Raw genomic sequence first — 15,252 nt, forward strand, 5'->3', positions numbered from 1 at the left:
CCTGTTCCCTATTCCCTGATACTCCCGCCTAATACTTCACGCTACTCAGCCACACACCTGAACCCCACTGTTCCGTTTCTTTCAAAGCCGGGGCTGATGCGGAGCAGCATTTGACGATAGTGGGTCTCTCTTGGACCACCCTGCACGTACCACCAACTGGATGAAGGTTTGAAGTAGCTGCCACCTTTTAGGATGATGAAGCGGTTGGTGCCGTTATCGTATTGGTCAGCGGTAAGCTGCCATACAGATCCCACCAAATCCTCCAATCCAAAAGGATTGGCACCTGCCGGATAACTGCCCACCGGGTCAGGTTCGTTGTTGCCGAGGTTGGCTTTGTCGGGATCTATGCCCTCTAAATGCTCCACCGTGAGGGTATTGGTGATGCGTTCCAGTTTTTTGGTGACGGTCTGGTCTTTGTCCCAGGGCCAATCCCTGCCGTCTCCGGTAGCGGCTGCATATTGCCATTCAGCTTCTGTGGGTAATCTCTTGCCTGCCCACTCAGCATAGGCCTGCGCATCTTCCCAGCCCACATAGACCACAGGGTGGTTTTCCTTCCCGGCGGGTATCTTTCCTCCATCCCAATGCTTGAGAAAATTGACATTGTCTTTGGGTTCATAGTCACTGTCATCCAAAAAAGCTTTGAATTCCTGGTTGGTGACCGGATGTTTGTCCATTTTGAAGGCATCAACCTGTACTTCTTTGGGGTAGCCCTCGGTCGGGTAGGGGATGAACTGGTCACCTTGGGTGACTTTCATGGTGAATTTTCCCGCCGGTATAGTCACCATCTCTTTGTTGTCCCGGACAGGTATTTTGGAACCGGTGTTGCGTATGAAACTTATGGGTCTGGGCTGACCGTATTCCATGTGCAGGATACGTTCATCCAAAAGACGGTCCCCATCAAACAACTGGATCACATATTTGCCTTCATAGTTATTAAAATGTTCAAAAATATTGATTTGGTGGCTTCCAGGCTCCAGCTCAAGTGGTCGCTTGTCGTAGCCGGGATGGTTTTGCCAGATTCTGATCTGTGTGCCTTTAGCAGCGGAAACCATAATGTTGGCTTCCTCCAAACTGGCTTGAAGCAGCCTGGGTAAATGGGCGATGGCCCCCACAGCCCCTTCATTGTTGGTTCCCAACCACTTTTTATCAAATGAGGCCAGGTCCGCCGTGAGGTAGTACTGCCCATCGGCTTCTTCAGGCTCCAATTCTTCATGGTTCCAGAGATCGATAAAGTGCCTGTCTTTCTCAGGCTTCACGGAAAAGAGCTTTCCCTGATATCCCTCTGGTCGGATGGAGAAAATGGTATATATGGACTTTTCTTCATCCGGCCAATAATTGACATAGACTTGATCGGCCTCTGTTTCCAATAGGGGCAAATAATCCTGTCCGGTAAAATTTTCGGGATTTTCCCTTAATATCCGCAATGTCTGGCCAAAGAACCGGTAATCTTCTTCCACCCATTCGGGTCTTCCGGGCCTAAAGATGTTCAATTCCGTACCGTAACCATTAAAAAACGACAGGGCATATTCCCTGCGGATGCGGTCAAACGCCAGTTCTGCTACCCTGAATATGGCAAAATCAGGTTTGATGAACTTGTTGAGGTTCAGCAGGGGAGGATAATAGAGGGCATTGTGTACCCGGCCTGAAACAATGCCCTGCATGTCTTTCGGCACGGCCATGCCCTCGCTGTACATGACCACGCCTTTCCTGGCCCGGTCGGCAGCATCTTGCAGCTCTTTGCTGGAGCTTCCCTGTGTATCCAATACCACCCCATCAGCCCCGGTTTGCCGGATCAGGTCTTCCATGCCATCCAGATGGCCTTCATCCCGGGTGCTTTCATCCCAGGGATTGTAGCATATAAAGAAGCGTGTCCCCTCCACGTTGAGTTGCTTGGAAATGGCCGCCAGTTGCTCCAGCCCGCCGGGCAGGTCTCTGAAATAGTCCCATTGGTTCCGCTGGTCCAGGCCCAAAGTGGGCCAGGTGGGCCATATGCCTAAGATATCATCGCCCCCAAACCACTTTTGGTTTCTTTTGATAAAATCCATATAGGTATACCTTTGATGTTCTGGATCATAGAAATCTTTGTCCCAGGCCATGACCAAATGGCATGCATAGGCATGTTTCATCCACTGGAGGTCTTCCCGTTCGTAAAGGCTATTGTCAAATTCCTCAACATCAAAAAGGTACCGCTTCTGAAAAATCGTTCGGAGACCTTCCTGCCATTCGCCGTTAAAATTTTCAAGGTACAATCTGTAGGTTACTTCTCCCTCAGGGGGCAGAATGGTTTCAAACCGGCGCCGTTGCGCGCCTTCCACCGCCACCCTGCGCACCAATGCCGCGTGGCTGTTTTCACCTGCCTGTGCCTGCATAGACGCATAGCCCATTTCCCAGGCATTATCCGGAACGATGACGTTTACCGGCTCATAGCCTGGCCGAAACAAATGGGTCCTGGACAATCCATGATTCCCTTTTCCGGTAATGTAGGTTTGTCCCTCCAGTCCCCCAAAGGGGATCACATTGTGCAATTCCAGGGTATCAGCAGTGATGTTCCGGAAAGTGATATCGGCTTTCCAATATCCCTTGTCACCTTGAAGGCTGTCTATACCGATTTCCAGTCTGTCTCTCAGCGAGTACTTTCCATCTTTTGGCTGTGCTTGATCGGAAAGTAGTTTTTGGTCACCCAACATCACCGAAAAAAGGGGGACAGGTTCTGGTAATGAGATATCATTGATTCGGTTTACCTGGAGGTTGTCGCTGATGGTGACTTTATATTCCTGGCAAAATGAGGGGGCGACTGCCACCACCAGGAACAGGCAGGCCAGCAGGTTGAATTTGTATGATTTATCAATTGTCATGTCTTGTTGATTTTGTTTACGGGACGGGATTTCAGGTTATTTTTTACCAGTCGGATTTTCGTCAATGTACGGGCCGCCTTGCGGCTTTTTTTCCTTTTGTGGATCATCTCTCCCCAAATAATGGTCTATCAGCATTTTGGCCATAATGGTATCCCAGATATAGTTGGAGGGACTGTCGAGCACTTCATTGTCGGGGGAGAAGGACTCCCAAAAATTGTGGTTGTGGGAAAGCTGGGTGTTGACGGTTTGCACCAGTCTGTTTTTGAGTTCAGCGGCAATATCCGTATAACCATAATTCAACAAACCGTCAAAGACCATGTAATCCCATAACAACCAAACCGGGCCGTTCCATTTGCAACAATAATCCACATAAGCACTGTACCATTCGTCATCTGCCGCTACGGTGGGAACCCCGTTTTTCCGCCAAAATTTATCAGGGTTAACAAGCTTTTGAACCAGCTTTTCCGCTATTTCAGGGCTGGCTGATTCCGCCCACAAGGGCAGAAAACCGATGATCTCTTCCCTTCTCAGGTCCCTGTCCATAAACCAAAAACCATGGTCTTCCCTATTCACATTAAAGTAAAATTGCATGCTGTCTTCCCACATACGCTCGTGTATGAGTGTGCTTAAGTCGTCTGCTTTTTGGGTCCATTGCCTGCTTTCTTCAGGTTTGTCTAAAACTTCAGCCATCTTGCTAAGCGAACGCATTTCTTTCACCACCATCGTGGAAAGGTCCAGGCATTCCAGCTCATCCGAAATGTCTTCCTTGTCCACATCGAGAAACCGTTCCTTACTTACCTGAAACACTACATTATACCAATCCCTGACATTCTCTATTAATCCATAAGGCCCCCATTCGAAAGTACCGTCGCCATCTTCATCCCTGTTTTTATGGAGCCAATCCACATAGCGGCTACCTGAATCGTAGGCATCTTGCAAGAAACTTTTGTCCTTGGCCACCTTATAAACTTCCCAGTTGATCCAGCTGAAGAAAGGGGCTGAGGTTGTGGGCTTTCCCTGGTGGGGATAGGTTTGGGGCCCCCTTGGGCCATGCCTGTAGGCGATCAGCCCATCTTCTCCCTGTTGGTCCATATAAATCCGTTGGGAATCCATGGCAGACTGCGGGTCGAGATATACATAGGCCAGCATACTGAGAGACTCATGCAACACCTGATGGCCATGGCCCCAGCCCCATAAAGGTTCCCTGGAAAAAACATAGAAATTGCGATTGGCTTCACCTTCCGGCGGGAGCATGCTTCCTCTGGCCAGGTTAAAAGCGCTCAAATAAAGCAAATGCTCATTCCTGTCCTCAAAATTTATTCTGGGAATGGATTCGAACAGGTCCACATTGCTGTCCACAAATTCCTGGAGGGAAAGGTTTTTTAACCGTTTTAGTTCGGTTTTAAGCGGATCTGGCGTCTCGTCCTGGGGTTGGGTTCCCCTAAAATACCGCAGATGGACCGTCTCTCCGGGCTGAATGGCAAACTTATGATGAAGCAAAATCATGTCCGCCTCTCCGGAAGCTTGCAGATTCAGGGTATCATTTTTGAAATCCGGATCATAGTAATCCGTTTTGACTTCCTGGATCAAATCGGCATATTCTCCGTTCAACGTGCCATAGGAATAGAGGTCAAAATTCGCCGTAAAATAATCCCGTAAGCGGGTGGGATAGGGATAATTTTCGGAAAGGTTGCTGATCAGCCTTTTTAAGGAATGTTGCCTGTTGATTTCATAACCATTCAGTTCTTTATGAAATGAAGTGATTTCCGCACTGCCCCGTACCGGGTGGAGGACAGGGTAAAAGACCAGCTCCCGTTCCTTGTCATGGGTGGAGGTGATTTGAAGATCCACCAGGGCCAGGCTCGAACTGTATACCAGAAAAGTTTCTTCCACTTTTAAACCTTCCATCAGTTCGTATTCCATGATGACCATGTCCGGAAAGGAAGCCTTAATGACCGGTTTTTTGTGGAACTTTCCCACTTTATCCACCACCACTTGGTTTACCAGAAAAAAATGAAAAAACTCCCCGGATTTCTCTGTGGTGTAACTGATGGGGCGGTTTTCATCATAGTGGACCATTTTGTATCCCTGATCCCCGTATAACCGGCTCCTTTCCATCGCGGCCGTGTAGGTGGTATACACAGGGTCGTGGATTCCGGCATTCATGATCAAATAACTATCCTTGATATCAAGATGCTGCGCCTGTGAGAAAGGCATAATTAAGCTGAACAATAGCCAACTAATCAGTATTGGTTTCATAGAGGTGGTTTTTTGTCTGCACTGTAATGAAGGTTGTTTAAGGGGTCGCTGAAGCGGAGGTAAAAGGCAAATCCCCCGAAGTTGTTTTCAGCTTTTACCAATAGTTTGTTCCAGCCTTTTTTCAGGGTGACTTCTACCTCATCCTGGTCGGGTGCGGCAATTCTCACATCCAGGAACCTGTAGATCATTTGGTCGTTGAGAAAGACTTTGGAGCCATCGTCGCTACCGATGAACATTTTCACAGATTGCTCTTCCGGGGAGTAGATGTAGGTGTGGGCATAAATGATGATGAATTCATAGGGATCAAAATATTGCCATAGCCCCATATCATAGCCCCCTTTGCCATCACTTACTTTGAACCATTTCAGAGGCTGGCCATCAATTCCAACATGTGTTTTGTCAAGGGCTGTTGATTTTTCCGGGGTGTAGGCAGAGTCTAATCCAAACCTTTGGTAGTCAGAAAGCCGGGGATTGGGAAAAGGACCTATCAGGTACCATTCGGGCACATATTCACGTTTTGGGGTCAATACAAAAGCATCAATTCCCGCTCCTGTTTTCCCGGATGTCCCTTTTTCGGCTTCAAATCGGATCTCCAATTTCCCCTCCTCATCTGGATTCAGAGTGCCCAACCCGATTTTTCCCTTGGGGCTCAATTTGTCTGCGTGGCCGTGAAATGATGCGAGAGGTTTGTCCTGATGCAATATGCTGATGGTGCCGAAGTCAGGGCCTTGACTCATAAAAATGTCTACCTCATAAGCGGCCTCTTCCAAATCTTTCAACACCAGAGTAAAAGCATCATCTTTGGAAACCAATTGTTCGTTATCCAGCCAATCTGGACCAAGATGCCCCACATCTTCCACTTGGGCTTTTCCCGGTGGTTTTACTTTTAAAGCAGATGGGGGAATGGCATTGTTGGGAATAAGGCGGGTAAGCGGCGTTCGCTGCCTAGGGCCTTTCATCACCGGAAAAGGGGCGTGGGGTTCCCGCTGGTACCAAAAAACCGTGGTGCTGAAATCAGCCGCTTCTTTGTTGCCATGGCCGTGTTCCAACGTAACGCTTATAGATTCTTTGAACGGAATAGCATCCGGTATATGGTGCCGGTAAGCAGTGACCCGGCCATTTTCGGTGTCCAACAAAGTCAGACCATGGTATAGCGCAGAAAACTCACCGTCCTGAAAATACCAACCGCTGGTGAAATAATCCTCCAAACCGGTTCCGTAAACCGAGGGACGGGTCTCACCGTCCACAAAAATCATTTCATCGCCCTCTAGGTAGAACAGGCTCCTGTTGTATGGCTGTCCGTTAAAATTCAACCCAACAAAGAAACCGTCCCCTTCAGCTTCCAAGGCCACATAATTTTCCGGATAATCGGTGCGGATATCCCTGTTCCAATAGGCATGAAAATAATCGGTATCGGTTGGCAGGGTGCCTTTTTCCAGCGCATAGTAGTTGATCTGATAATAAAATGCGTAAACTTCCTCACCGGTTTCATTGGCGATCTCTATCCTTGCCCCTTTTTTAAAGGGCATGGGGAAATAGCAGTAATAGCCGCCGCTGGACATGCCAACATAGCGGGGCAGGTGGTGGCGGTAGTCAAAGCCGCTCCCAAAGAAGTCACCGATGGGAACTTCCACAGAGGGGAAGGCTTCATCATCCCAATAGATTCTCAGTAAAATGTGCCTTAGAAAATGGGGGTCTCTGCTGTCAATGGTAAACCACATCCTGGTTATCATGCCCTCCCCTTGAATATTAGCAATGGTGACGGTGCTGTCGGCGTGAATATTTATTCTGTCGTTGTTGCCTCCGGTGGTATCATAACTGGATATCTGAAATGATTTGGCCCTGTCCAAATAGGGGAATGGCTCGGCAAAAAACCAGGTCCTGTCACTTCCTCCTCTTTTGTTTTGACAAGCTCCAAGTTGGATCATTGCCAAAAGGAGAATGATTGCGAGCCTGTGCCGGTTGGTGGTTTTCATGTTGTTGTGTATTAGTTACAGAATTTCAGGGATTAGCGATAATGGAATGGGTGGAGATCCTGCTGACTGAAGTGCCAGCATTTCTATTGTATGCTTTTTGGGGATATGGCGGTGTTTTTTCCATTAATCTTTCGCTTCGCGATATTCATCGATCAACATCCTATTGATAATTCCAGCCCAGATATAAGTTTTATGGTATCCGGCCCAATCTTCATCAGGGCTGTAGAATTCCCAAAGGTTATGGTTTTGGCGCAGCTGGGAAACCATGACACCCGAAAGTCTTTCGGTTAACTCCCACGCAAAATCATCATAGCCATAGTCTTTCAGCCCTCTATATATAAGGTAATTCCATTCTACCCAAACGGGCCCATTCCAATAGCCTTTGCTGTTATAATAGCTGTCATTGGCCGCCAGTGATGGGACACCGTTTTTCCGCCAGAAAGCCGCAGGATCGGTGAGTTTGGTCACCAGGGCTTTAGCCTGTTCCCCATCAGCCACTCCTGCCCACATGGGTAGAAAGCCTATGATCTCTGCCCTTTTAAGGTCATCCTTTTCTTTGAAGGTGAAGCTGTTGTCTTCCTTGTTGGCATTGTAGTAGAAACCCGTTTCAGGATCCCAGAAAACTTCATTGATCAGCCTTGCGCGCTCTTCATGATCCTCCCGCCATTTTTTGGCCTCCTCTTCCAACCCTAAAAGCATGGCCATTTGCTCCAGGGATTTGGCTTCCATGACCATCATGCAGTTCAGGTCCACCGATTCGAAGTTGGAAGGCCAGCCTACTTCGTCCCATACCGCCACCAAGGCATCCCTTACCGATTCCAATACCGCGTGCCCTCCCCATTCGAGCAAGCCATCACCATCCGCATCCCTTTCACTGACATAGAACTCGTAAAACTTCTTTCCGGAAGCATACATTTCTTCGAGGAAGGTTTTATCCCCGGTAATCTGATAAATTTCCCAGTTCAGCCAGTTGTACCAGGGCGCAGAGGAGGTGAGTTGGTCATTGTGTTCAATGATTTCATCCAGATAGGCGCCGGTCCTGTAATTGATATAGCCGTTTTCGTATTGCCTTTCCTTATAAACCCGCTGAGAATCCATTGCACCGTTGGGATCCAGGTAAGCATAGGCCAGCATGGTGATGCTTTCATGAAAGACCTGCCCTCCATGCCCCCAGCCCCAGACAGGTTCGCGGGAAAAGACATAGTAATTATAGCTGCTGGCCCCTTCCGGTGGGTAAAAGACCTGCTTCATCATATTCCAGGCGCTCCAATACAGCAAAGCCTTGTTTTTATCGAATTGGGGGGATGGCACCCGGTCCAGTTGCGCCAAGTGTTTGGCAATATAGGGTTGGAGATTCACATTTGCAGCTTGTTGAGCCGCGGTGAGCAATTGCCGGTCAGGGGTACCCAAGTGGTCCGATACCCGGACCCACCGGTAAGTTTTCTTTTCGCCCGCCTCAAGTTTTATATCCAGTTTCCCGGCGAGATACTTATTGGCATCTGTATGTATGGTCTGGTGTTCCCCTTGAAGGAATTTGGAAAAAGGCACCTGCGGCATATTCAGCACCTCTTGGGAATGCATCCCGGGATGCCGGCCTACAGGAACGACGATGTAACCCCTAAGCTGTCCTTCGCGCACCTCCCCATTGAATTCAAATTCCAGTTTGGTGGTGCTTTTTACCCATTTGTAGACAGGGGCAGGGTATTCCCTTTTGTAGATCCTGTAATGGTTGGCGCCCTTGACTTTGGACCATTTGATGGTGTACGCGCCATTTTCAGAGCGGTGTACTTCCACTTGGGGAGGATGCAGAAAGTCATCTTGCCAGTCATCGAAATCGATCCTTTTGGTGGTTTCTTCTGAAGGGAATGCAACAGGTTGGCTTTGGCCTTTTTTCAGCCCTTCGTTGAAGTACATGACTTCAAAGTTTGCTGCTGCGCTTTCTGAATCAATGAGATGGGCCAGTTCCAGTCTGAATAAACCCTCATCCCCCACTGTAGGGATGGCACTTCCCCAAATAGGGGAGGAGGCAGTGATCACTTGGCTGGTATCGCCGTTTACCCATGCCATCATTTTGACGGAATCCATACCGGCAACCAATCTTTCCCCTTTTTCATACGCCCTTCCAAATATTTGCATGGTAGGCGCCTTATCCATATCAAACTGATAGGCGGGCCGGGGCAATTCATCTTTCCAAACATTGGCAGCAGTTAGGCTGGTTGTGCCTTCAGGAAGCAGAAACAGGTTTTTTAACGAATCCACATAGGGAATGCCATGTGCAAGTGACCAGCCATCAGGGTACTTTTGGTGCTCGAAGGTCAAATAACTGTCATCTGTAGCTAAATTGACAGCATCAAATCGCCGGTATTGGTTTTGGAGGTAGGGGATTAGGGTTATATCCATTTCATCGTCTGACTGGTTTTCCACGTCCACTTCCTGTATCACCATACCGGAAGCATACACCATATAAGTTCCTTTTACTTCGAAGCCCTTGATAGGCATTGCACTGAAATGTACAAGATCTGGCGTGGTTGTATGCAAGGCAGGTCTGCGATAGTAATCCCCAATGTTTTTTACCAATAAATCATTTTGTTTAAACATCAGGCAAATATCCCCTCCTTTTTGAGAATAAAATCCCAGCGCTTGATCTTCTTTATAATATGGAAACTCATATCCCTGATCCCTCAGGTATTGGGATCTTTCCTGTGCCGCTGCGTAGGTGGTATAGATGGGGTCTTGGGGTTGTAAATCAAGGGACTTGTTCCAGATAGGCTTTTCCTTTTGGGCATGTGCCATTCCCTGGAGCAGTAGTAAACCTACAGCTGCGCAAGATAAAATACGGCTGTTCATTTCGTCGAATTTATCGGGTCAGATCCGAAACTTTTATATTTTCGGATCTGACCATGTTTTAAAAATCTATTTCAAACCGTGTATGGCCATCATTTAGAAGGAGGTACGGGGTCTCTGCCTCGACCACCGTTCCTTCGAATTCAGCAGACAGGAAAAACACACCCGGCTCCGCCAGTTCGGACATCTCAAATATGGCCAGCCCCAAACCGTCAGCGGATTTGGTGACGGCATTGGTTCCGTTTTCTCTGTCCGAAGCATTTTTGTACAAGTTCACGGTGGCGCCCGATATAGGACTACCGGATTCTGTCACATAAATGTGCAGTTCGGGTGGTGTGACGGAAATGGTTTCCATGTCAAAGGTCCTGTCACAGGCAAACAAACTGATGAGTGACAACACTAGGACGAGGGTTTTGATATTTTTTGCTGTTAAGTTCATGATTTCCTGATTTTAATTTCCTCCAAATGTGTACACTTCAAAGCCATTAAGAATCAGTTCTTTGGCTGGGATGGGCAATTGCCTGGCTGTACCCGGCATCAGGTCGTCCGTCCTTCTCCTGTCAAAGTAAGGCAGTAACGGATATGTCCAGGAAAGTTCCACATACCTTTCGTAAAAGAGCTTGTCCAACGCTTCTTCCGGCGATTCACTTCCTGTCATCGGTGTCAGTTGGCCACGACCCACCCGGGTGTTGTTAACAAGGTCTGCGACTTGGGGGCTGTTGCCTCCGGTTCTTAGCAGTGCCTCAGCCAGCAGCAGGTCATTTTCGGCTTTAAGAAAGAAATGGATGGGGCCCGTGCCTGTCCGTCCAAAGGACTCAAAGAAACGGGTATATTTATACATGCTCAATACATGGTAACCTCTCACCGCGGGATTCCATGCCGGATGTTGCCCCGCATATTCCATATCTGTATTTAGGCGATTGTCAGGGGAATTGATTTCCCCCAAAGCCATGGTATTGTTCGGCCAGGGATAAGGGGCATTTGGATCCCTGGGTGCCATCATGTTAAGGATACGGCTATGAACCCTGATCCAGTCCCAAGCCAGCAAATGGATAATGTTGTTGGTGTCCCTGGATATGGCAAGTCCTACCCAGCCTACTTCACCGAAGACCGTAAAGTCCGAGGTAATGCCATTTTCTGCATAATTCTTTATCCGGTTCCAATCAATGGATTGAGTATCCGCGGCAGTTCTGGCGGAGGCAGCCAATATTCTCGCCGCATTGGCATTGATAAATGCAGCAAGGCTTGCATTGTCAAAGGTGTTACCGTTAAGCATTGAGACAGGGTCGCTGAAACTGTGTGTGTTACAGATTTCTATGGCTTGGTCCATTCTGCTCAGGGCAAAATCCAGAAGGTCACTGGCTTCGGTAAACTCATATTCAAATTCTTCAAGTACCGTGTTTTCTGTAATGAGAAAAGCCTTGTCATAGGTGATGGCCAAATGTCCGTATATAAGACCTTGCAGAAAGTAGGCGTGGGCCAGAGTGCCCTGGGTGTAATCATCATTGCCCACCATTACCTCGTTGCCTTCCAAGATGCCTTTGATAATGTTATTGACAGCAGGAAGGGCGGCATAATAGGCATACCAAGACCCATAAACCGGATCCAGGACCGGGTCGTCCACATTCACATTGTTGATGGGTTGACGGGGCACCCTGTAATAGTCACCCATACCCCAAGAGCCATAGCCGGAAGTAGAGGCCTCGGCGGCCGTACTGAGTGCATAATTAGGGTTGGGGCCAATGGATTGGTTCCACCAGATCCGGTAGGATCCGACAAGCAAACTCGGGTATTCCTGAGGGTCTGCGAAAACCTGGCTCAGATTGGGAGAGTTTTCGTTTTCCACATCCAATTCATTGAACATTTCACAGCCCGAAACCGATATCAGCAGGACCATGAGGAATATATATGATAAATTTTTCATGGGTTTCGGAGTTAAAAGGTTACGGTAACGGTGCCTGAAAAGGTCCTGAAAAGGGGATAGCTGGATATGTCGAATTTGAAGACATTCGAGTCCACGCCGCCCTCGGTGTGCCCTGTTTCCGGATTAAAGCCGGAATACCGGGTGAACATCAGCAGGTTTCTGCCAACCAGCCCGACCGAGACATTCTTTAAAAAGAAATTGTCCAGCAGTCGTGGGGGCAACTGGTAATTGACAGCCAGTTCCCTTAAGGTGACGAAAGTGCCATCTTCCACAAAATGGCTGTTGTTCCAGGAAGTCAGTTCGTTGTAGTAGCGCGCGGCTTTGATTTCATTGGCAGGTTTGCCGAATTGATCCAGCTCTCTTCCCACATTGTGTACAAGCATATAGCGCCGCATATGGTTATAAATGTCCCCGCCTTGTTGCCATGACCATAAAGCAAACAGGTTTACCCTGTGTATGCGCATGTTGGAAAGCAAATTCATGGTAAAATCCGGGTTCATGTCCCCGATTTTGGTGTCAATGGGGTTGCCATTGTCATCCCGGACCTTGATGGGGATTTCATCCACGGTGCCTATGGTGCCGGTACTGACCACATAGCCTTGGTTGTTGATCACAAAATGATCCGTTACACTGGCTTCCGCAGGCACCTGATTGGCCACTTCGTCCAAACTGGTGGCCCACTTATGCCCGTATATGGTCCCGAAATTCACCCCTGGTTCGATACGGAACAGCCCGGCATTGATGGAATAAGGCTCGGTATTCAAAGCGGTCACCTGTTGCCGGACCCGGTCGGCATTCACGGTCAGGTTCCAGCTGAAGTTGGGTTTGTTGACCAGGTCGGCCCCTAAACTCATTTCAAAGACTTTGGCCACCAATGTGCCTGCATTTTGCCATTGGGATGAAAAGCCCGTGGAGGCGGAAACAGGCACGTTGAGAATTTGATCCGTATTCAGGGAACGGGCGTAATTGAACATAAAGGTGAAACGATCCAAAAACCTCATATCTATCCCCATTTCCAATTCCCTGGAGATGGAAGGGCGGAGGTTTTCATTTCCCAAGGTGATGGGATTGGTGATCTGTCCATTGGCGAGTCCGACTACTTCGTAACGGGCTTCAAATGGTGGCCTCAGCCCTGCAGTACCGTAGGATGTTCTGACTTTTAACTCTTGAATGCCCCTGATATCGAAGTCCTGGGTGATTCTGTAGGCTCCGGCTGTTCTGAAGAAGGTCTGCCAACGTTCTTCTGATCCAAACAAAGATACACCGTCCCTCCTGATCAGGCCATCAAATATGAATTTGTCGTCATAATCACTATAAAACATGGCCGAAATATTATTGGCAACGATCATCGTTTTAAAGGAATTGATATTAAGGTTTTCTGAGGCTTGGTTAAGATTGGTGATGTCCATTCCCTTTACCGCCAGGTGGGTACCGGAGCCGTTAAAAGAATTGATCTCGTTACTCTCGTAGAGATATTGTAGGTTCATCCTGTTTTTGAACTTACCCCACTCACTTGTCAGGAGCGCATCTGCCTGAAAGGTCTGGGCCATGGTGTTCGATTGGCCTCTGAAGATGTTTCCTACAGAAGGGGGTTGGTTGACATTCAACTTGCCCTTGGGTGTCAGGGAAAAATTTTCCGTGCTTAACCTGTCCACTCCGTAAGCCGCTTTCAGTTCGAGAAAATCAAGGACTTGATAATTCAATCCGTAAAATCCGAGAAAACGGGTTCTTGATTGCCGGTTCACCGTGTTGCTTATATTGTAGAGGGGGTTTTCATGCATCCCCAACCTGTTGGGATCCACTTTGTAAGGTGTCCCATCATCATTGTCTTGCAGAAAATCCACATTGGGATCCGCGTAATAGAACATGTCCCAAATGCCATTTGCCCTCATGTCGATAGCCGATTGGGAGTAAAAATTGTTGGCGGTGAACTTCAGCCTTTCATTAAAATGATGATCGATGTTGGTACGGAAATTTATTCTTCTTTGCCCGTCGGTCAGGTCCACTACCCCGGCATCCCGTGTGCTCTGTACGGATGAAAAGAGGGCCGTGTTACCGTCTTTGCTGTTGGACTGGAAACCGATGTGGTTGGTGAGATAAGAGCCGGGGTTAAAGAATTGGCCCACGGGGTCGGTGACCACCGGATAGGGGTTTCCAAAGACATTGTCCGGTCTGGGATTGCCATACAGCACTTCGTTTCCCTGAACTTCAAAATTGGTGGATTCACTTTTTGGTGGGGCAAATCCTATAAATGATTGGCCTACTTCGGTTCGGTAGGTGATCTCATTTCCACCGGAAGCGAGAGAGGAGCCCCGTTTGGTAATGATGCTGACCACTCCATTGGCTGCCCGGGACCCATACAGGGAGGATGCTGCAGCACCTTTTAGGATCTCGATGTTTTCGATATCCTCTGCATTGATGTCTTGAAGGTTGCCTTCTGTCAGTACCCCATCGACGATAATCAAGGGGTTAGAGGATCCGAAGATAGCGGTAGCGCCGCGCAGCTGGATTTCAGGACTGGCTCCCGGTGCTCCCGAAGGATAACTCACCCGTACCCCCGCCGCTTTTCCGCGGATGGAGTTGGCCGCGTTTACACCCGGTACCTGTTGCAAAATCTCCGGACCTAATTTTTCAATCGTAAAGCCCAGTTTTTCTTTGGCCACGCTCCCTGCAACACCCGTGACGACAAATTCTTCAAGGGAAGAAGCATCTTCGGCAAGGGTGATGGCAAATTCGGTTTGATTTCCCACTTGTACACGTTGGGTTTCAAATCCTATAAAAGAAACGATCAGCACGGCTCCTGTGTCTGGAACCTGAATGCTGAAGCTGCCATCGAGGTCTGTCACTGTGCCGGTAGCACTTCCCTCCAGCCGGATGGAAGCTCCTGGAAGGGGATTACCTTCTCCATCCCTGACCACACCCGTTACGGTAATTTGTACAATTACTTCCGGGATGTTTTGATTGTATTGATTCCGGGCGAGGGGTTTGACGCTGATTCTTTCGTTGATCTGTTTGAACCTAAGCTGAAAGTCCACACTCAGGACTTTCAGTAAATCTTCCAGGCTGATGGACTGGAATTCTTTGTCGGAACGGTGGGATTCAGAGAGGTTTTTTTCATTGTAGACAAAATTAAAACTCGTTTTATGTTCAATTTCGTCCAAAATATGGAGAAGCGACTTCTCTTTTAGGCTGATACTTAGGTTTACCTGCGAAATATCCTTGCCGTTTTGAGCATTCGAGGATCCGGCCAATAACACCTGCAAGAGGGTGATTTGCAGAAGTATGCCGAATAATGAATATTTCCCAAGAATAATCATTACCTGTAATTTATTTTTCATAATTTTGGGATTGAAGTGAAAGATTCATTTCTTGATTGATGACATTGGGCCTGAGA

The 15,252-nt window shown here is 48.1% G+C and carries 7 protein-coding genes; all 7 read right to left on the reverse strand.

The genetic code is table 11. From position 1 onward, the window contains the following. Positions 1–41: 41 nt before the first annotated feature. Positions 42–2,855 carry a formylglycine-generating enzyme family protein gene (locus tag ACFPFU_RS15015; protein ID WP_377065590.1) on the reverse strand — a complete coding sequence of 938 codons (2,814 nt, stop codon included), beginning with the start codon at positions 2,853–2,855 and terminating at the stop codon, positions 42–44. A gap of 36 nt (positions 2,856–2,891) precedes the next feature. Beyond that, a complete protein-coding gene (locus ACFPFU_RS15020) occupies positions 2,892–5,114 on the reverse strand; it encodes an MGH1-like glycoside hydrolase domain-containing protein (protein ID WP_377065591.1) in 2,223 nt (740 codons plus the stop codon). Then, positions 5,111–7,090: a glycoside hydrolase family 172 protein gene (locus ACFPFU_RS15025; RefSeq protein ID WP_377065592.1), complete on the reverse strand. Its 1,980-nt coding sequence runs from the start codon at positions 7,088–7,090 to the stop codon at positions 5,111–5,113. The genes ACFPFU_RS15020 and ACFPFU_RS15025 overlap by 4 nt, the downstream gene beginning before the upstream one ends. Before the next feature lie 123 nt (positions 7,091–7,213). Beyond that, a complete protein-coding gene (locus ACFPFU_RS15030) occupies positions 7,214–9,937 on the reverse strand; it encodes an amylo-alpha-1,6-glucosidase (protein ID WP_377065593.1) in 2,724 nt (907 codons plus the stop codon). Between the two features lie 58 nt (positions 9,938–9,995). Then, positions 9,996–10,373: a hypothetical protein gene (locus tag ACFPFU_RS15035; RefSeq protein ID WP_377065594.1), complete on the reverse strand. Its 378-nt coding sequence runs from the start codon at positions 10,371–10,373 to the stop codon at positions 9,996–9,998. A 12-nt stretch (positions 10,374–10,385) separates the two neighbouring features. Then, complete coding sequence (locus ACFPFU_RS15040) at positions 10,386–11,858, reverse strand: RagB/SusD family nutrient uptake outer membrane protein (protein WP_377065595.1); 1,473 nt, start codon at positions 11,856–11,858, stop codon at positions 10,386–10,388. A gap of 11 nt (positions 11,859–11,869) precedes the next feature. Next, positions 11,870–15,196, reverse strand: coding sequence for a SusC/RagA family TonB-linked outer membrane protein (locus tag ACFPFU_RS15045; RefSeq protein ID WP_377065596.1), 3,327 nt, complete (start codon positions 15,194–15,196; stop codon positions 11,870–11,872). Between the last annotated feature and the right edge of the window lie 56 nt (positions 15,197–15,252).

It is taken from the genome of Negadavirga shengliensis (genome assembly GCF_042652345.1).
GTDB classification, from domain to species: Bacteria; Bacteroidota; Bacteroidia; order Cytophagales; family Cyclobacteriaceae; genus Negadavirga; species Negadavirga shengliensis.

What these genes read in the sequence shown, in the direction of transcription:
- ACFPFU_RS15015 (WP_377065590.1), bottom strand. Translation starts at nt 2,855, where the DNA reads ATGACAATTGATAAATCATACAAATTCAACCTGCTGGCCTGCCTGTTC.
- ACFPFU_RS15025 (WP_377065592.1), bottom strand. Translation starts at nt 7,090, where the DNA reads ATGAAAACCACCAACCGGCACAGGCTCGCAATCATTCTCCTTTTGGCA.
- ACFPFU_RS15045 (WP_377065596.1), bottom strand. Translation starts at nt 15,196, where the DNA reads ATGAAAAATAAATTACAGGTAATGATTATTCTTGGGAAATATTCATTA.
- ACFPFU_RS15035 (WP_377065594.1), bottom strand. Translation starts at nt 10,373, where the DNA reads ATGAACTTAACAGCAAAAAATATCAAAACCCTCGTCCTAGTGTTGTCA.
- ACFPFU_RS15040 (WP_377065595.1), bottom strand. Translation starts at nt 11,858, where the DNA reads ATGAAAAATTTATCATATATATTCCTCATGGTCCTGCTGATATCGGTT.
- ACFPFU_RS15030 (WP_377065593.1), bottom strand. Translation starts at nt 9,937, where the DNA reads ATGAACAGCCGTATTTTATCTTGCGCAGCTGTAGGTTTACTACTGCTC.
- ACFPFU_RS15020 (WP_377065591.1), bottom strand. Translation starts at nt 5,114, where the DNA reads ATGAAACCAATACTGATTAGTTGGCTATTGTTCAGCTTAATTATGCCT.